Origin of the sequence: Pantoea sp. C2G6 (genome assembly GCF_051336815.1) — a bacterium.
In the GTDB taxonomy this organism is placed as follows: Bacteria; Pseudomonadota; Gammaproteobacteria; order Enterobacterales; family Enterobacteriaceae; genus Pantoea.
Window position 1 is genome coordinate 94119 of record NZ_JBGMNJ010000010.1, and the last position, 16884, is coordinate 111002.

Annotated in this window: 17 protein-coding genes; 10 read left to right on the top strand and 7 right to left on the bottom strand. The window is 59.0% G+C overall.

Going from position 1 to position 16884, the window contains the following annotated elements; all coding sequences use genetic code 11:
- Positions 1-19: 19 nt before the first annotated feature.
- The 7 genes from ACCW71_RS14435 to ACCW71_RS14465 form a co-directional block, all read right to left on the bottom strand.
- Positions 20-691 (bottom strand): DUF1989 domain-containing protein, encoded by a 672-nt coding sequence (locus tag ACCW71_RS14435; protein ID WP_436372443.1) that lies wholly within the window; start codon positions 689-691, stop codon positions 20-22.
- Positions 692-704: 13 nt separating this feature from the next.
- The gene (locus ACCW71_RS14440) at positions 705-1370 is read right to left on the bottom strand and encodes an amino acid ABC transporter permease (RefSeq protein WP_436372521.1); all 666 of its coding nucleotides are present in this window, start codon (positions 1368-1370) and stop codon (positions 705-707) included.
- Complete coding sequence (locus ACCW71_RS14445) at positions 1370-2020, bottom strand: amino acid ABC transporter permease (protein WP_436372523.1); 651 nt, start codon at positions 2018-2020, stop codon at positions 1370-1372. The genes ACCW71_RS14440 and ACCW71_RS14445 overlap by 1 nt, the downstream gene beginning before the upstream one ends.
- Positions 2021-2026: 6 nt before the next feature.
- Positions 2027-2674 (bottom strand): urea carboxylase-associated family protein, encoded by a 648-nt coding sequence (locus tag ACCW71_RS14450; RefSeq protein ID WP_436372445.1) that lies wholly within the window; start codon positions 2672-2674, stop codon positions 2027-2029.
- Positions 2658-3287, bottom strand: a complete 630-nt coding sequence (locus ACCW71_RS14455) for a DUF1989 domain-containing protein (RefSeq protein WP_436372447.1) — start codon at positions 3285-3287, stop codon at positions 2658-2660. The genes ACCW71_RS14450 and ACCW71_RS14455 overlap by 17 nt, the downstream gene beginning before the upstream one ends.
- A gap of 3 nt (positions 3288-3290) precedes the next feature.
- Positions 3291-4118: a transporter substrate-binding domain-containing protein gene (locus ACCW71_RS14460; protein WP_436372448.1), complete on the bottom strand. Its 828-nt coding sequence runs from the start codon at positions 4116-4118 to the stop codon at positions 3291-3293.
- 250 nt (positions 4119-4368) lie between these two features.
- Positions 4369-5220, bottom strand: a complete 852-nt coding sequence (locus tag ACCW71_RS14465) for a MurR/RpiR family transcriptional regulator (RefSeq protein WP_436372450.1) — start codon at positions 5218-5220, stop codon at positions 4369-4371.
- A gap of 307 nt (positions 5221-5527) precedes the next feature.
- On the opposite strand from ACCW71_RS14465, the gene prfC reads away from it, so the two are divergent.
- The 10 genes from prfC (at position 5528) to mrdA (ending at position 16871) form a co-directional block, all read left to right on the top strand.
- Positions 5528-7114: a peptide chain release factor 3 gene (prfC, locus tag ACCW71_RS14470; protein ID WP_436372453.1), complete on the top strand. Its 1587-nt coding sequence runs from the start codon at positions 5528-5530 to the stop codon at positions 7112-7114.
- Between the two features lie 259 nt (positions 7115-7373).
- The gene (osmY, locus tag ACCW71_RS14475) at positions 7374-7988 is read left to right on the top strand and encodes a molecular chaperone OsmY (protein WP_233988125.1); all 615 of its coding nucleotides are present in this window, start codon (positions 7374-7376) and stop codon (positions 7986-7988) included.
- A 97-nt stretch (positions 7989-8085) separates the two neighbouring features.
- On the top strand, positions 8086-8247 hold the full coding sequence (locus ACCW71_RS14480; RefSeq protein ID WP_003848537.1) for a DUF1328 domain-containing protein: 162 nt from the start codon (positions 8086-8088) through the stop codon (positions 8245-8247).
- 221 nt (positions 8248-8468) lie between these two features.
- Positions 8469-9521, top strand: coding sequence for a patatin-like phospholipase family protein (locus ACCW71_RS14485; RefSeq protein ID WP_436372455.1), 1053 nt, complete (start codon positions 8469-8471; stop codon positions 9519-9521).
- The gene (locus ACCW71_RS14490; RefSeq protein ID WP_436372457.1) at positions 9518-10315 is read left to right on the top strand and encodes a TatD family hydrolase; all 798 of its coding nucleotides are present in this window, start codon (positions 9518-9520) and stop codon (positions 10313-10315) included. Before ACCW71_RS14485 ends, ACCW71_RS14490 begins: the two co-directional genes overlap by 4 nt.
- Before the next feature lie 247 nt (positions 10316-10562).
- The gene (gene deoC / locus ACCW71_RS14495) at positions 10563-11342 is read left to right on the top strand and encodes a deoxyribose-phosphate aldolase (protein WP_436372460.1); all 780 of its coding nucleotides are present in this window, start codon (positions 10563-10565) and stop codon (positions 11340-11342) included.
- Positions 11343-11403: 61 nt separating this feature from the next.
- A complete protein-coding gene (gene deoA, locus ACCW71_RS14500) occupies positions 11404-12732 on the top strand; it encodes a thymidine phosphorylase (RefSeq protein ID WP_436372462.1) in 1329 nt (442 codons plus the stop codon).
- 95 nt (positions 12733-12827) lie between these two features.
- Positions 12828-14051: a phosphopentomutase gene (deoB, locus tag ACCW71_RS14505; protein ID WP_436372464.1), complete on the top strand. Its 1224-nt coding sequence runs from the start codon at positions 12828-12830 to the stop codon at positions 14049-14051.
- Between the two features lie 26 nt (positions 14052-14077).
- A complete protein-coding gene (gene deoD, locus ACCW71_RS14510; RefSeq protein WP_010248951.1) occupies positions 14078-14791 on the top strand; it encodes a purine-nucleoside phosphorylase in 714 nt (237 codons plus the stop codon).
- Between the two features lie 208 nt (positions 14792-14999).
- Positions 15000-16871: a penicillin-binding protein 2 gene (gene mrdA / locus ACCW71_RS14515; RefSeq protein ID WP_436372466.1), complete on the top strand. Its 1872-nt coding sequence runs from the start codon at positions 15000-15002 to the stop codon at positions 16869-16871.
- Positions 16872-16884 lie beyond the last annotated feature (13 nt).

Genomic DNA, 16884 nt, shown 5'->3' on the forward strand with positions numbered 1-16884 from the left:
CAGCGGGCACCGTTCTTTTTCAGGCGGGCACCCACGGCCCTGCCAGCTTCGGCTGAGGAAAGCCGCCGGTCAGAATACGCAGCTCCGCGTCGCGCGGTGTATTGTCGCCCGCCCCCTGAATGCTGACAATGTCCTGCGGGCAGGCTGAAAAGGCCACGTAGCAATCCATCTCGGCGCGCAGGATGATGTAATCCCCCGGCCGCGTCACCACCGGCAGCGTTTTCAGCGTGATGCCGTCCGGCTGCACCTGAATATTCATAAAGATATTAAACGACGCCAGATTGCCGTGTGGTAGCTGCATGCCCAGCGCCGCCATCGCCTCAAACAGATTGTCATGGCAGTTGCGGTGCGGTTCGGTACAGCCCAGCAGCGCGTAGCGCCGTGCGTCGCAGGCGGCCATAAAGGTGTCATGTACGCCCGGCGAGGTATCCGCCACCAGTGTCAGAATGGGATGGCGCTGACTGGTGATAAAGCTGTCACCCACTCTGGGATTGAGGCGCTGATTCCAGACGCGCGTCGCCTCCATCGACATATATTCTGTCAGATCCGTTGCGTTATACGCCCAGCAATCGACCACCTGAGTGCCGTGCAGATTGATAACCTGTACCGCTTCGCCCTGGCGCAGGTAAACCGCCCGGCCGTGACGTGCGGGGATAAGCAGCGCGTCGCGCTGCTGAAACTCAGCTGACATAAACTTCTCCTGATTAGTGCGGCAGAGTGCGCCGGTAGCGTGTCATGCGAAATTCAATGCGGCGCGCCAGCCAGTCGAGCAGGCTGTTAAGCACCCAGTAGCAGAGCGCCACCGTGAGATAGATCTCCAGCGGCGCATAAGTGGCGGAGATCGCCTCTCTGGCGGCGTACATAAACTCCCGTACCGAGACGATGGAGAGCAGGGCGGAATCCTTGATCAGCCCAATCAGCAGCCCGACCAGCGGCGACAACATCTGTGGCAGCGTCTGCGGCAATGCCACGTCACGCAACTGCTCTATCCGGCTCAGCCCCAGCACGCGGCCCGCCTCCCACTGACCGCGCGGCAGCGCCTCAATCGCGCTGCGTATCACCTGGGCAATATAGGGCGCGTAGTAGAGCGTCAGCGCCAGCACGCCGACCTGCGGCGAGCTGAGGGTGACGCCATATTCTGGCAGTACGAAATAGAGCAGGTAGATCACCACCAGCAGCGGCAGGGCCAGCGTCAGCGCGCTGTAGCCGCGCAGCAGCCGTCGCCAGATCCCAGGCGCCCGCATCAGTCCGGCCGCCATTATGCCGCCCCACAGCAGTGAGCAGAGGGCGGCGACAACGCAGAGCCGCAGCGTGGCGGCCATCCCCTCGCCCAGCGACGGCAGCGCCGTGAGAATCGCCTGCCAGTCCATCAAACGCGCCTCCCAGGCTGTTCAAGCTGTCGCGCGAGGCGCATCAGCGGCAGCGCAATCAGCAGATAGCCAGCCGCTACCAGCAGCAGCACCTGTGTCGCCTCATAGGTGCGGGCGATAACGATCTGTCCGGCGTAGGTGAGTTCGGTCAGCGCCACCACCGACGCCAGCGGCGTGGTTTTCAGCAGAATGGTGAATTCGTTCACCAGCATCGGCAGGCTCACGCGCAGCACCTGCGGATTGATCACATACCACCAGGTGAGCCAGCGGCTCAGTCCCAGCGTGCGTGCCGCCTCGCGCTGGCCGCGCGTCACCAGGCTCTGGTTGACGCGCAGAATTTCTGCCACATAGGCCCCGCTGTTAAGGCCGATGGCGACCACCGCCGCCAGCATCGGCTGCCCGCCCAGGCCGAGGCGCGGCAGGGTGAAGAAAACCACGAAAAGCTGCACGATGGCGGGGGTGCCGCGCATCAGGCTGACATAAAAACGGCCTGCGCCGCGCCACAGCCAGAAGCGCCGCAGCTGCAAAAAGCAGCCGAGCTGCCCCATCACCAGGCTGAGCAGCGCCGCCAGCAGGGTAAGCGTGAGCGTCATCAGCAGACCCTCTCCCAGTTCGGGCAGGGCGCTGATGACCTGTTCATTCAGCCCCATCACGCGCTACTCCCTGGCGAAATCGGAGAGATTTTCCGCTACCGCCAGGCGCAGCGCCGCGGGCCGATCGTTGCCTTCGATGCCGGTGTTGCAGGCGGAAACGATAAACTGCGTATCCTGCGTGACGCGGCAGGTAATGGCGTCACCGGCACGGGTCAGATTGGGTTCCGGCAGGATCTCACCGGCACGCGTCAGCCTGACGTGCATAAAGAGGTTGACTGGATCAGGCAGCTTCGGCACCGAGAGGCCGAGGCGCGACAGCTCGTGGCGCACCGCCTCGACGCACCCCTCACCCTGATAGCCGCGTGAGGCGAGGAAAGCGCGGGTCGAGGCGGGAAGCAGCAGGTCGTGGCGCTTCACGCTATCTTTGCCCAGCACCATCATCGGACGGCGACGATTGCTGACCAGCCGCATACCGGAGCCGAGCAGGTAGCTGTTGCTGAAGACGCGGGTATGGTGCACCGAGAGCCAGACGGCCGGGTCGGCGAGGCTGAAGCCAAACAGCGACGCCACCGCGCCCGGTTCCAGCGCGCTGATGCGCAATAGCTGACCGCGCAGCGCCCGGATAGCGCCGACGCCGCCCGCCGCGACGGTGAGCGGGGCGGCAACCGAGCGCGGCGCGCTCGCCTCAAAACCTTCACGCATCAGCAGCATGGTTCACCTCCGCGTGGTCGCCGTCGCGGATCTCAATGGCGATCGGCGTAACCTGAAGCCCGTTGCCGGGAATGATGTCCTGCGGGCAGGAGGAGACGGCGCAGATCAGATCGCACAGCGCTTCAAACACAATCTGATCGCCCGCTTTGCTGTGCGGATCGGTCACTTCCATGCGGCCGTCGGCGGTCACCGGGCCGTTCTGAAACAGGTTGAACGGCTCCGGCAACGTGAAATAGCTGATGCCGTAAGCTTTCATCCCTTCCAGCAGGTTATCCACGCAGTTGCGATGGCCTTCAACGGCGAAATCGACGCTGAAGCGGGTGCGATCGCAGGCGGGGACGTTGGCGTCATGAATGCCGATGGTATCAGCAACAATACGCAGCAACGGGCGGTTTTCACTCGACCAGAGCGCGTCCCCTGGCTTAAAGAAGAGAGAACGCAGGTGCTGGCGGGTATGCACCGGCGAGAGCTTCTCCTCGTGACGCGCCGCGTTCACCGCCACAAAGTCGGCGGCCTGCTGACCTTCGCTGTCGATAACGGTAATCAGCTGGCCCTTGCGAACCTGAAAGGTGCGGCCCTCGCCAGCTGGCACCTGCAAACAGAGATGACTCATCGCTTACTCCTGGGGAATAAAATCGGTGGCGGGCACGGTGAACGTGGTGCCGAGATACTGCTTCTGCAACGCGGCAAGTTTGCCACTCTGCTGCATCGCCAGAATATGGTCGCTGATCGCCTTGTTCAGGCTGAGATCTTCTTTGCGGGTAGCCCAGGCCATCCATTGAGAAGGCCCGACCTCTCCAGCCTGCGCCACTTTGTCCGGGTACTTCTTCACGATGGGAGCCAGCACGGCGATGTCATCCAGCACAAAGTCGGCACGTTTGGTCATCAGGGTGCTGACGGTCTGATCCAGCGTATCGACGCTGATAATGGTGATGGGCGCTTTCCCCGCTTTCTTCAGCTCCTCATTGAAGCCCTTCAGCAGTTGCTCCGGCACGCTGGCGCTTTTCACCGCTCCGCGCAGCCCGGAGAGACGGGCCGGAGAGAGCGTGGCGGCACCCAACGCCTGGGCGTCACTTTTCCGCATCAGCACACCGTTGACGGTTTTGCTGTAGGGCACGGTAAAGCGCACTTTTTTTGCGCGCTCGGCGGTGACGTTGAGTGAAGAGCCTTCGGCGTTGAAAGAGCCGGAGATCAGGCCGGGCAGAATGCCGCTGAAGGCGGTTTTCTGAAACGCCACCTGCACGCCCAGCTCTTTGGCGAAGGACTGCATGATGGCGACGCTGTAGCCGGTGATCTCACCCTTGTCGCTGGTGTATTCATAGGGCGGAAAAGTCGGGTCGATGCCGACGGTGATTTTGCCGCTGCTTTTAATCTCAGCAAGCGTATCGGCCTGTGCGGCGCTGACGGCGAGCAGCGCGGCGACCAGCAGTGCGATTTTTTTCATTATGGTGATCCCCGGTGTTGGTGTAAGTCATCAACAGCTGAGCAGATTCTGTGCCACTTTGTGGCAGCGGCAGGCAGCAGGGCGGAGATGTCTGGCGGTTTTTCAAACAAAATCAGTGAGAAACACATGTTTCTCTATTGTTAATTTATTTTTCTTTTGTTTCTTTGGCCGGCGTGATGGATGCGGCGCGCCCGACAGCGGCGCACTTTTACAGGGCGTCAGAGAGGGGGGAATGCGCCAGTGTGGCGCACTATTCCAGCTCGTCGAGCTGCTGGTGCAGCCGTTCGATAGCGGCGAGGCGATCGCTGCTCGCTTTACCGAGGTGGCGCGCCACCAGTGAACAGAGCAGATTACAGACGCCGGAGAGCGCCACCGTGCTGTCAAAAATCAGGCTGCCGTCAGTGTGGCAGCGCAGCGTCCAGCGCGCGTGGCGCGCCGGTTTGCCCGCCAGCGCGTCGGAGAGATAGAGCATCGGCACCGCCAGCTCGTCCAGCGCCGCCATGGCGGCATCAAGCGCGGGCATCCGCCGGCGCAGGCCGACGCAAATCGCCACATCCTGCGGGCCGAGCGCCGCAAGCTGCTCCGCCAGCGAGTCACCGGCACGCGGCAGCAGTGAGACACCGGGATGGACGTGCAGCAGGTCGCGGTAGATCAGGGCGGCGATGGTCTGGCTGTGCCGCCAGCCCAGCACCACCACGCGACGCGCCCCGGCAATCGCCGCCACGCACGCCTGGAGCGCGTCGCCCTCCAGCGAGCGAAAGGTGTTCACCAGGTTGGCGATCTCTTTTTCAAGATGCTGCTGCATCAGGCTGTCGAGCGGTGAACCGCTGGCACCCGAATGCAGGTAGAGCGGCGACCCGCTGTTCTGCATCTCGCGCGCCTGGCGCCGCGCCGCTTCATAGCTCTCATAACCAAGATGACGAAAAAAGCGGGTGGTGGTCGCTTTGGAGACGCCCGCACTCTGCGCCAGCTCGGTGGCGGTATTCATCGCCAGCTGACCTGGCGCGGCGAGCAATATCTCCGCCAGCCGCTGTTCATGAAGAGAAAGCTCATCCCAGTAGTGTCGAATACGCCCCTCCAGGGGGACCGGTCTGGCGCTCATGGGGATTCCCTGCAAATGAAAAGCGTTATCCTGCACAGTGCGTGCCGGGTTGTCATCTGTTTTGACCGGCGACCGAGGACAGACAACATTTTCCGCCGCCGCTGTTCGCCGCCGCGCGCAAAATATTGTATGCTATGCCGCCTTAAAGCTGACCAGGTAACCGGAATTCACGCCAATGTAACTTCGCGCTGACCCGCCAACGATCAAAGATCGTTTTTGGCACCGTTTACCCGCCGGTAAGGTTCTGCCGGCCACCGTGATTTATCAGCAGCGCCAGTATGTTGCGCTGCCTATTGAGAAGAATTCCATGTCTAATCCCTTTTTAGAAGAGGTGGCTCGCCGCCGCACCTTCGCGATCATTTCGCACCCGGATGCCGGTAAAACTACGATTACCGAAAAAGTGTTGCTGTTCGGACAGGCTATCCAGACCGCCGGTACGGTAAAAGGCCGTGGCTCTAACCAGCACGCCAAGTCGGACTGGATGGAGATGGAGAAGCAGCGTGGTATCTCCATCACCACCTCGGTGATGCAGTTCCCTTACCGCGATAGCCTGGTGAACCTGCTGGATACCCCAGGTCACGAAGACTTCTCGGAAGATACCTACCGTACCCTGACCGCAGTCGACTGCTGTCTGATGGTGATCGACGCCGCAAAAGGTGTCGAGGATCGTACCCGTAAGCTGATGGAAGTGACCCGTCTGCGCGACACGCCGATCCTGACCTTTATGAACAAACTCGACCGCGACATCCGCGACCCGATGGAGCTGCTGGATGAAGTCGAGAGCGAGCTGAAAATCGCCTGTGCGCCGATCACCTGGCCGATTGGCTGCGGCAAGCTGTTCAAAGGGGTCTACCACCTCTATAAAGATGAGACCTACCTCTACCAGACCGGTAAAGGCCACACCATTCAGGATGTCCGCATCGTGAAAGGGCTGAACAACCCCGATCTCGACGCGGCGGTGGGTGAGGATCTGGCGGCGCAGCTGCGTGAAGAGCTGGAGCTGGTGCAGGGTGCCTCCCATGAGTTTGAGCAGGAAGCGTTTCTGAACGGTGAGCTGTCGCCGGTCTTCTTCGGCACCGCGCTGGGTAACTTTGGTGTTGACCATATGCTGGATGGCCTGGTTTCCTGGGCGCCGCGTCCGATGCCGCGTCAGACCGATACCCGCACCGTGGAAGCGAAAGAGGAGAAGTTCACCGGCTTCGTCTTTAAGATCCAGGCAAACATGGACCCGAAACACCGCGACCGCGTCGCCTTTATGCGTGTGGTCTCCGGCAAGTATGAAAAAGGGATGAAGCTGCGCCAGGTGCGTACCGGTAAAGATGTGGTGATCTCCGATGCGCTGACCTTTATGGCGGGTGACCGTTCTCATGTGGAAGAGGCCTATCCGGGTGACATTATCGGCCTGCATAACCACGGCACCATTCAGATCGGCGACACCTTTACCCAGGGTGAAAACATGAAGTTCACCGGCATTCCGAACTTCGCGCCAGAGCTGTTCCGCCGTATCCGCCTGCGCGATCCGCTGAAGCAGAAACAGCTGCTGAAGGGGCTGGTGCAGCTCTCGGAAGAGGGCGCGGTGCAGGTGTTCCGTCCAGTCCACAACAACGATCTGATCGTGGGGGCTGTCGGGGTGTTGCAGTTCGATGTGGTGGTCGCACGTCTGAAAAGCGAATATAACGTCGAAGCGATCTATGAGGCGATCAACGTCTCGACCGCGCGCTGGGTTGAGTGCGACGACGCGAAAAAGTTTGAAGACTTCCAGCGCAAAAATGAGGTGAACCTCGCGCTCGACGGCGGTGATAATTTGACTTATATCGCGCCGACCATGGTTAATCTCAATATTACCCAGGAACGTTATCCCGACGTTCGTTTCCGTAAAACGCGCGAGCACTGATCGCGCGCCATCCGGGCCATTCCAGCAGGGAATGGCCCTGTTTACCCCGCTACAGACTCCTCCTAAAAACCTCATCTTTTCGCTGTTTCGGCGTGCGATCAACCAGTTAGCCAGGCAAAGCGCAAAATGTTGTCTATGATTATTCTATCGGACGGCAGGAGAGACTTCTCTTGTCCTTACGTCCTGTAACGCAGCGGCCGTTGTGCCTCTGTTTCGCCCACAGTTTTTGGGTGAGTTAACTGATAGAAGGAATATATCGATGAACAAGACTAAGATTGCTAAAACCCTGATGGCTGCAATGATTGGCTCAGCACTGATCAGCGGCAGCGCACTGGCTGACGAATCAATGTCGCAGAAAGCGTCGCAGACAGCCGATAGCGCGGGTTCTAAGATCGATAGCTCTATGAAAAAAGTCGATGGTTTTATGGATGACAGCGGCATCACCGCCAAAGCGAAAGCTGCGCTGGTGGATGACGACGCAATTAAAAGCACGGATATTTCGGTAAAAACGCATCAGGGTGTAGTGACCTTAAGCGGTTTCGTCACTTCACAGGACCAGGCTGAAAAGGCTGTGGCCGTGGTGCAGAAAATCGAAGGTGTTAAATCCGTCAGCGACAAACTACACGTTAAAGACAGCAAATCACAATCGATGAAAGGTTATGCCGGTGATGCCGCCACGACCAGCGAAATTAAAGCTAAGCTATTAGCGGATGACATTGTTCCGTCGCGCAACGTAAAAGTTGAAACCACCGACGGCGTTGTTCAGCTTTCAGGGCATGTTGCTAATCAGGCGCAGTCAGACCGCGCGGAAAGCATCGCGAAAGCCATTGAAGGCGTGAAAAGCGTTAAGAATGACCTGACGGTTAAATCTTAAGCTTGCGTGCGGTCGCCCTGGGTGACCGCACGAATAAAAGAGACCCATCCGGGGATGAAATAAGCAGTTCGATTTTAAATAGGGTAAGGAGAGGCTTATGTTTCGTTGGGGCATTATTTTTCTGGTGATCGCACTGATTGCTGCGGCGTTAGGTTTTGGTGGTTTAGCGGGCACAGCAGCATGGGCAGCTAAAGTTGTGTTTGTGGTTGGTATTATCCTGTTCCTCATCAGCCTGTTTACCGGCCGTAAAAAACTTTAGCCGATGAGTCCTGTAGCGTCATGCTAAGCCAAGCATAAAGCAGAGACCAGTCATCTGTAGCGACTGTGGTGAAGAGAGGGATCGCTTCACATCGCTGCACAGTCAGGCCAGCCCAGCGCTGGCCTGCGGGTTAAAGGATCATATGACTGGTTCTCTGGAATGCTGCCGTCATTACGGATTGATCCTCCAGCATGCCCGGAACCCTCCCTGAGGTTCGTCCATTGGGTATACGCATTCCTGTTACGCTCGGTGCCATTGAACCCCTGGCTCTGATACCGTTTAAATCTCAGAAAATTGCTCTGGTCTGCGAAGGCGGCGGTCAGCGCGGTATCTTTACCGCTGGCGTCCTGGATGAGTTCCAGCGCGCACACTTCAACCCTTTTCAGCTGATGATTGGCACCTCCGCCGGTGCACAAAATCTCTCTGCCTATGTCTGTGGTCAGCCTGGCTACGCCCGTCGCGTTATCACCCGCTACACCACCAGCAAACTCTTTTTTGATCCGCTGCGCTTTGTGCGCGGAGGCAACCTGATCGATCTCGACTGGCTGATCGACATCACCCGCAGCGAATTTCCACTGGCGATGACCAGCGCGGAAAAGATCTTCTCCAGCGGCCGCGAATTCTATGTCTGCGCCTGCCGCAGTGACGACTACACGCCGGGCTATTTCAGGCCGACCGCTGACAACTGGCTCGATTTGATCAAAGCCTCCAGCGCCATTCCCGGCTTCTACCGGCTGGGCGTTAACCTGGAAGGGATCAGCTATCTGGATGGCGGCATCAGCGATGCGATCCCGGTGCGGGAAGCCGCCCGGCTGGGTGCAGATACCATTGTGGTGATCCGCACCGTGCCCTCGCAGATGTTCTACACCCCAAAGTGGTTTAAGCGAATGGAGCGCTGGCTCAGCAGCAGCGCGCTGCAACCGATGCTCAACGTGCTGCATCAGCATGAGCAGAGCTATCAGGAAATTCAGCAGTTTATTGAACATCCGCCCGGTGATTTGCGCATTATTGAGATCTTTCCGCCTCATGTGCTGGCCAGCAGCGCGCTCGGCAGCCGCATCGCCTCGCTGAATCAGGATTATCATCTGGGGCGGCGTTGCGGTCGTTATTTCCTCGCCACCCTGGGCCAGTGGCTGAATGAGGCTGAGCCTCAGCTCACGCCATGCAGAGTGACGCCGCCCGCGCCGGTGGCGAATGCGCCCGATACCCGGCTGATTATCACGCCGCCGCTGGCGGACAATGATGCGGATTACGATAAAGGATCGCTGGCATGACGTTTATTGATACCCACTGTCACTTCGACTTTCCGCCCTTTGAAGGGGACGCTGCCGCCAGCCTGGCGCGTGCCGCCGCGGCTGGCGTAGAGAAGATCATCGTGCCGGCGATCGACGCCAGCCGCTTTAGCCGGATCTGTGCGCTGGCGGAGGCGCATCCCGCCATCTACGCGGCGCTCGGGTTACATCCCATCGCCATAGAGGCGCATCAGGAGGCCGATCTCGATCGGCTGGAAGCGCAGCTGGCGCAGCGACTGCGCAAGCTGGTGGCGATCGGCGAGATCGGGCTGGATCTCTATCGTGACGATCCGCAGTTTGATAAGCAGCAGCGCTTTCTGGAAGCGCAGCTCAGGCTGGCAAAACAGTATGACCTGCCGGTGATCCTCCATTCCCGCCGCACCCATGACAAACTGGCGCAGATCCTGCGCCGTCACGATCTGCCGCGCCGCGGCGTGGTACATGGCTTCGCTGGCAGTCTGCAACAGGCGCAGGCGTTTATTAAGCTGGGCTATGCGATTGGCGTCGGCGGCACCATTACCTATGAGCGCGCCAGTAAAACCCGTCACACCGTGGCGCAGTTGCCGCTCGACTCGCTGCTGCTGGAAACCGACGCACCCGATATGCCGCTGAAAGGCTTTCAGGGGCAGCCTAACCGGCCGGAGCGCGCGCGTCAGGTGTGGGAGACGCTCTGTACCCTGCGCGACGAGTCGCCGCAGGCGATCACCGAGGCGTTGTGGCGTAACAGTCAGCGGCTGTTCCAGCTTGAACCCCATTTCCCGGCACTGCGGGATTAGCGGGCTAAAGAGAAGCGTGTCGGGCCACTGATCCCGGGAATGTGATAATAGTAACATTGCGCCAGCTGGCGTATAATGGCGAATATGCCGCGTTATATGCGATTTTACTCACACTATTCGTGGCGATTTGCACTGTTTTCTTATTCCTATGTGACTGCTGGCACATATCAGGCCGCTTCAGGGTGTTACTATTATAACATTCCGCCGGCTGGCCGGTGGGTTGCACCCCGATCCTTTGGAGAGCCTCATGACCGATATTAAACACCTTGCCCTGCGCGCCCTGAAACTGATGGATTTAACCACCCTGAACGAGGATGACACCGACGAAAAAGTGATCGCTCTCTGTCATCAGGCCAAATCGCCGGCAGGCAACACCGCCGCCATCTGTATCTATCCGCGCTTTATTCCGATTGCGCGTAAAACGCTGCGCGAGCAGGGTACCCCGGAGATCCGCATCGCCACGGTGACTAACTTCCCGCACGGCAATGACGACATCGACATTGCGCTGGCCGAAACCCGCGCCGCCATCGCCTACGGTGCTGATGAAGTGGATGTGGTGTTCCCTTATCGCGCGCTGATCGCCGGTAACAGCCAGGTCGGTTTCGATCTGGTGAAAGCCTGTAAAACCGCCTGTGCTGAAGCGGATGTGCTGCTGAAAGTGATCATCGAAACCGGTGAGCTGAAGCAGGAAGCGCTGATCCGTCAGGCCTCTGAGATTGCGATTGACGCCGGTGCCGACTTTATCAAAACCTCCACCGGTAAAGTGCCGGTTAATGCTACGCCGGACGTGGCACAGATCATGATGAACGTGATCCGTGATAAAGGCGTCAGCCAGCAGGTTGGCTTTAAACCGGCGGGCGGGGTACGCACCGCGGAAGATGCCGCGATCTATCTGCAAATGGCGGAAGAGACGCTGGGTGCCGACTGGGCCGATGCGCGTCATTTCCGTTTTGGCGCGTCGAGCCTGCTGGCGAACCTGCTCAATACGCTGGGTCATCACAGCGACACCAGCAAAGCCGGTTACTGATCCCTCTGGCGGTCGCCGACCGCCTGTTTCCTGTCCAATTTCCCTGAACCAGGGGGCTACCTTGTTTCTGCCACAAGAAATTATTCGCAAAAAACGTGACGGCCACGCGCTGACTGAAGCGGAGATCCGTTTTTTCATCAACGGCGTGCGCGATAACAGCGTCTCGGAAGGTCAGATCGCTGCGCTGGCGATGACCATCTATTTCCACGACATGAGCCTGCCGGAGCGCGTGGCGCTGACCATGGCGATGCGCGATTCCGGTACGGTGCTCAACTGGAAAGCCCTGAACCTCAATGGCCCGGTGGTGGATAAGCACTCAACCGGCGGCGTCGGGGATGTCACCTCGCTGATGTTAGGGCCGATGGTCGCTGCCTGCGGCGGCTATATCCCGATGATCTCCGGCCGTGGCCTCGGTCATACCGGCGGCACGCTGGATAAGCTGGAGGCGATTCCGGGCTTCGATATTTTCCCCAGCGACGATCGCTTCCGCGAGATCATTAAGCAGGTCGGGGTGGCGATTATCGGCCAGACCAACTCGCTGGCACCGGCGGATAAACGCTTCTACGCCACGCGCGACATTACCGCCACCGTCGATTCGATCCCGCTGATTACCGCCTCGATTCTGGCGAAGAAGCTGGCGGAAGGGCTGGATGCGCTGGTGATGGATGTCAAAGTGGGGTCCGGCGCGTTTATGCCGACCTATGAGGCGTCAGAGAGTCTGGCCCAGTCGATCGTCGGCGTCGCCAACGGCGCAGGCTGCCAGACCACCGCGCTGCTGACCGACATGAACCAGGTGCTCGCCTCGTCAGCCGGAAACGCGCTGGAAGTGCGGGAAGCGGTGCGCTTCCTTACCGGTGAACAGCGCAACCCGCGCCTGCTGGAGGTGACGCTGGCGCTGTGCAGCGAAATGCTGATCTCCGGCAAACTGGCCGCCAGCGACGCCGAGGCGCGCCAGCAGCTGATGAAAGTGCTGGATAACGGCAAAGCCGCCGAGATTTTTGCCCGCATGGTCGCCGCGCAGCAGGGACCGGCGGACTTTGTCGAGCGTTATGACCACTATCTGCCGACACCGATGCTGAGCAAAGCGGTCTACGCTGACCAGCCCGGCATTGTCAGCAGCATGGATACCCGGGCGCTGGGTCTGGCCGTGGTGGCGATGGGCGGCGGACGTCAGCGCGCCAGCGACAGCATCGACTACAGCGTCGGCTTAAGCGAGATGATCACCTTGGGTGAACGGGCCGATGCGCAGCGTCCGCTGGCGATTATCCACGCCAGCAGTGAAGAGAAATGGCAGCAGGCCGCGGCTGCGGTGAAAGCCGCACTGGTGCTCGGGGATTCGGCTCCGGCTGAGACGCCGGTGGTCTATCGCCGTGTGAGCGACATCAGTTAACTGACCGGTAATCGGTGCCAGCCGCGATGCGTTCGGGTATACTGATCTGATCGCTTTTTTTTGACTTGTCACGCGCCATAGCGCAGGAGACTTGCATGAAACGTGCTTTTATTATGGTTCTCGACTCCTTCGGGATCGGCTCCAGTAAAGATGCCGATAAATTCGGCGACGCAGGTTCGGATACCTTAGGGCACATCGCCGAAGCCTGTTTCAACGGTGAAGCGGACAAAGGCCGTAAAGGGCCACTGCATCTGCCCAATATGACCGCGCTGGGCCTGGGTAAAGCGGCAGAACTCTCGACCGGCCGCTTTCCGCCGGGCCTGGACCCGGACGCGAAGATTACCGGCGCTTACGCCTATGCCAGCGAGCTGTCGTCAGGTAAAGATACGCCGTCAGGCCACTGGGAGATCGCTGGCGTGCCGGTGCTGTTTGACTGGGGCTACTTCAGCGACAAAGAGAACAGCTTCCCGCAGGAACTGCTGGACAAGCTGGTTGAGCGGGCAGAGCTGCCGGGCTATCTCGGCAACTGCCACTCCTCCGGCACGGTGATCCTCGACCAGCTGGGCGAAGAGCATATGAAAACCGGCAAGCCGATTTTCTATACCTCGGCGGACTCGGTTTTCCAGATCGCCTGTCACGAAGAGACCTTTGGCCTTGAGCGTCTCTATGCGCTGTGCGAAATCGCCCGCGAAGAGCTGACCGAAGGCGGCTACAACATTGGCCGGGTGATTGCGCGTCCGTTTATCGGCGACAAAGCGGGTCACTTCGAGCGTACCGGCAACCGTCACGACCTGGCGGTAGAGCCGCCGTCTGCCACCATGCTGAAAAAGCTGGTGGATGAGAAGGGCGGTCATGTGATCTCCGTGGGTAAAATCGCGGATATTTATGCCGGGCAGGGTATCACCAAAAAAGTGAAAGCCACCGGTCTCGACGCGCTGTTTGACGCCACGATCCAGCAGATGAAGATCGCGCCGGATCAGTCGATTGTCTTTACCAACTTTGTTGACTTCGACTCCACCTGGGGACACCGTCGCGATGTGGCCGGATACGCGGGCGGGCTGGAGCTGTTTGATCGCCGTCTGCCTGAGCTGATGGCGCTGGTGGGAGAAGATGACATTCTGATCCTGACCGCTGACCACGGCTGTGACCCGACCTGGGAAGGCACCGAACATACCCGTGAGCACATTCCGATTCTGATCTACGGACCGAAAGTAGAGCCGGGCTCACTCGGTTATCGCGAAACTTTCGCCGATATTGGTCAGACAATTGCACATTACTTTGGCCTGTCCGAAATGGACTATGGCAAGAACATGCTGTAAATCAGCAATTTAATAAGGATTAAACAATGGCAACCCCTCATATTAACGCGGAAATGGGTGATTTTGCGGACGTGGTACTGATGCCCGGCGATCCGCTGCGTGCAAAACATATCGCAGAAACCTTTCTCGAAAATCCGGTGGAAGTGAACAACGTGCGCGGGATGCTGGGCTACACCGGCACCTACAAAGGCCGTAAAGTTTCGGTGATGGGTCACGGAATGGGGATCCCTTCCTGCTCCATCTACACCAAAGAGCTGATCACCGATTTTGGCGTGAAGAAGATCATTCGTGTCGGCTCCTGTGGTGCGGTACGTGCCGACGTGAAACTGCGTGACATCGTGATTGGAATGGGAGCCTGCACCGACTCCAAAGTGAACCGTATGCGCTTTAAAGATCACGACTTCGCGGCGATTGCTGACTTCGACATGGTGCGCAACGCGGTGGACGCGGCGAAAAACCTGGGTGTGGAAGCGCGCGTCGGTAACATCTTCTCAGCCGATCTCTTCTATACGCCAGATCCGCAGATGTTCGACGTGATGGAAAAATATGGCATCCTCGGCGTTGAGATGGAAGCGGCGGGTATCTACGGTGTGGCCGCTGAGTTCGGCGCGAAAGCGCTGACCATCTGCACCGTCTCTGACCATATCCGTACCCACGAGCAGACCACCGCGGCTGAACGTCAGACCACGTTCAACGATATGATTAAGATCGCGCTGGAGTCAGTACTGCTGGGCGACTGACCGGCGTAGCGGGCGGGCCTGCCCGTCGGCTATCCGTTCCCCGTTCAGGCCCTCTTTTACCGGAGGGCCTGAACCATTCCCGTAACATTCACATCAAATGACACACTTTTCACCAGGCTTGTGCATCTTCGCGCTGGCGTGCGGCCGATCGCGCTTTATCATGGAGGGCCACAATAAAAAATAAATCACTGTCCGATAATGCCTTCTGATGAATTTTCGTAATTTCGACGCTGAAGAGAAGCTGTTTGCCCGCCGCGCAGCCATCGCCTTTGCCCTGGTCTGCCTCTGTTTTATCATCCTTGGCGTTAACCTCTATCGCTTACAGGTGCGCGACCACAGTTACTACCAGACGCGCTCTAACCAGAACGACATCAAGATGATCCCCATCGCCCCGACGCGCGGGCTGATTTATGACCGCAATGGTATTCCGCTGGTGCGTAACGTCAGCTGGTACGCCATTACGCTGACGCCCTACAAAGTCAAGGATATGGACGCCACGCTGCGGGCGCTGACGCCCTTGATCGATCTGACCCCCGACGAAATCGAGACCTTCCGCCATGAACTCAGGCAGACCAGCCGCTATAAGCCGGTGGTGCTGAAAGAGGAGCTGAGCGAGGAGCAGGTGGCGCGCTTTGCGGTCAATCAGTTCCACTTCACCGGTGCCAGCCTGGAGACCTATCAGGATCGCCAGTATCCCTATGGGGCCGATCTGGCGCATGTGATTGGCTATGTCTCGAAAATCAACGATAACGACTACAAGCGACTGAATGCCGAGGGGATTGCTGAAAATTACGCGGCGGACCATAACATCGGCAAGCAGGGGATTGAGGGTTATTACGAAGCGCTGCTGCACGGCAAGCCGGGCTATCAGGAAGTGGAAGTGGATAACCACGGCCGTATTGTCCGGGTGCTGAAAGAGGTGCCCCCGGTAGCGGGTAAAAATCTGACCCTGACGCTGGATCTGCATCTGCAACAGTATGCGGAAAGCCTGCTGGCGGGCCAGCGTGCGGCGCTGCTGATTGAAGATCCGCACGACGGCTCCGTGCTGGCGATGGTCTCCAGCCCCAGCTACGACCCCAATCCGTTTGTCAAAGGCATCAGTTATAAAGCCTACAAAACGCTGCTTCAGAATAAGGATCTGCCGCTGATTAACCGCGTGACCCAGGGGCTCTATCCGCCCGCCTCGACGGTGAAGCCCTATATGGCGATGTCGGCGCTGCTGACCCACGTCATCACGCCGCAGACCACCTTCTTTGGTGCGCCGACCTGGACCTTACCGGGCACCGATCGCCGCTATCGTGACTGGAAAAAAACCGGTCACGGCATGCTGGATGTAACCCGGGCGATTGAGGAGTCGGCGGACACCTTCTTCTATCAGGTGGCGTTTATGATGGGCATCGATCGCATTCACACCATGCTCAGCCAGTTTGGTTATGGCAAGCCCACCGGCATCGATCTCAATGAGGAGTATAACGGCCTGCTGCCCAGCCGCGACTGGAAGCAGAAGGTGCATAAAAAACCGTGGTATCAGGGCGATACGGTGTCAGTGGGTATTGGTCAGGGCTACTGGATTGCCACGCCGATCCAGATGGTGAAGGCGATGGTGGCGCTGATCAACAATGGCCGTGTGATTGCGCCCCATCTGCTGGAGAAAACCCAGCGCGGCACCCTGGTTGAGAACTACCATCCGCAGCAGCCGGAAGCGCAGATTGGCGATCCCCATTCGCCTTACTGGTCGCTGGTGCGTCATGCGATGTTCGGGATGGCCAATGCGCCCAACGGCACCGGCTATAAATATTTCCATACTGCGCCGTATGGCATTGCGGCTAAAAGCGGCACCTCGCAGGTGTTCAGCCTGCGGCAGAATCAGACCTATAACGCGAAGATGATCCCGGTGCGGCTGCGCGACCATATCTTCTATACCGCCTTTGCGCCGTTTAACGATCCCAAAGTGGCGGTGGCGCTGATTCTGGAAAATGGCGGCGGGGAAGGGGTGACCGCCGCGCCGGTGATGCGCGCGATTCTGGATCATATCTTTCTCCCGCCGCCGCCAGCCGCGACGGCAGAGGCGGCGCCGTAAAACAGGGGGCGAC

Bases quoted from the DNA above. Each gene is read 5' to 3' on its own strand.
- ACCW71_RS14450 (WP_436372445.1), bottom strand. From the start codon at position 2,674: ATGCTGCTGATGCGTGAAGGTTTTGAGGCGAGCGCGCCGCGCTCGGTT.
- deoD (WP_010248951.1), top strand. From the start codon at position 14,078: ATGGCAACCCCTCATATTAACGCGGAAATGGGTGATTTTGCGGACGTG.
- ACCW71_RS14435 (WP_436372443.1), bottom strand. From the start codon at position 691: ATGTCAGCTGAGTTTCAGCAGCGCGACGCGCTGCTTATCCCCGCACGT.
- mrdA (WP_436372466.1), top strand. From the start codon at position 15,000: ATGAATTTTCGTAATTTCGACGCTGAAGAGAAGCTGTTTGCCCGCCGC.
- ACCW71_RS14490 (WP_436372457.1), top strand. From the start codon at position 9,518: ATGACGTTTATTGATACCCACTGTCACTTCGACTTTCCGCCCTTTGAA.
- deoC (WP_436372460.1), top strand. From the start codon at position 10,563: ATGACCGATATTAAACACCTTGCCCTGCGCGCCCTGAAACTGATGGAT.
- ACCW71_RS14460 (WP_436372448.1), bottom strand. From the start codon at position 4,118: ATGAAAAAAATCGCACTGCTGGTCGCCGCGCTGCTCGCCGTCAGCGCC.
- ACCW71_RS14465 (WP_436372450.1), bottom strand. From the start codon at position 5,220: ATGAGCGCCAGACCGGTCCCCCTGGAGGGGCGTATTCGACACTACTGG.
- deoB (WP_436372464.1), top strand. From the start codon at position 12,828: ATGAAACGTGCTTTTATTATGGTTCTCGACTCCTTCGGGATCGGCTCC.
- ACCW71_RS14455 (WP_436372447.1), bottom strand. From the start codon at position 3,287: ATGAGTCATCTCTGTTTGCAGGTGCCAGCTGGCGAGGGCCGCACCTTT.
- prfC (WP_436372453.1), top strand. From the start codon at position 5,528: ATGTCTAATCCCTTTTTAGAAGAGGTGGCTCGCCGCCGCACCTTCGCG.
- ACCW71_RS14440 (WP_436372521.1), bottom strand. From the start codon at position 1,370: ATGGACTGGCAGGCGATTCTCACGGCGCTGCCGTCGCTGGGCGAGGGG.
- osmY (WP_233988125.1), top strand. From the start codon at position 7,374: ATGAACAAGACTAAGATTGCTAAAACCCTGATGGCTGCAATGATTGGC.
- ACCW71_RS14480 (WP_003848537.1), top strand. From the start codon at position 8,086: ATGTTTCGTTGGGGCATTATTTTTCTGGTGATCGCACTGATTGCTGCG.
- ACCW71_RS14445 (WP_436372523.1), bottom strand. From the start codon at position 2,020: ATGGGGCTGAATGAACAGGTCATCAGCGCCCTGCCCGAACTGGGAGAG.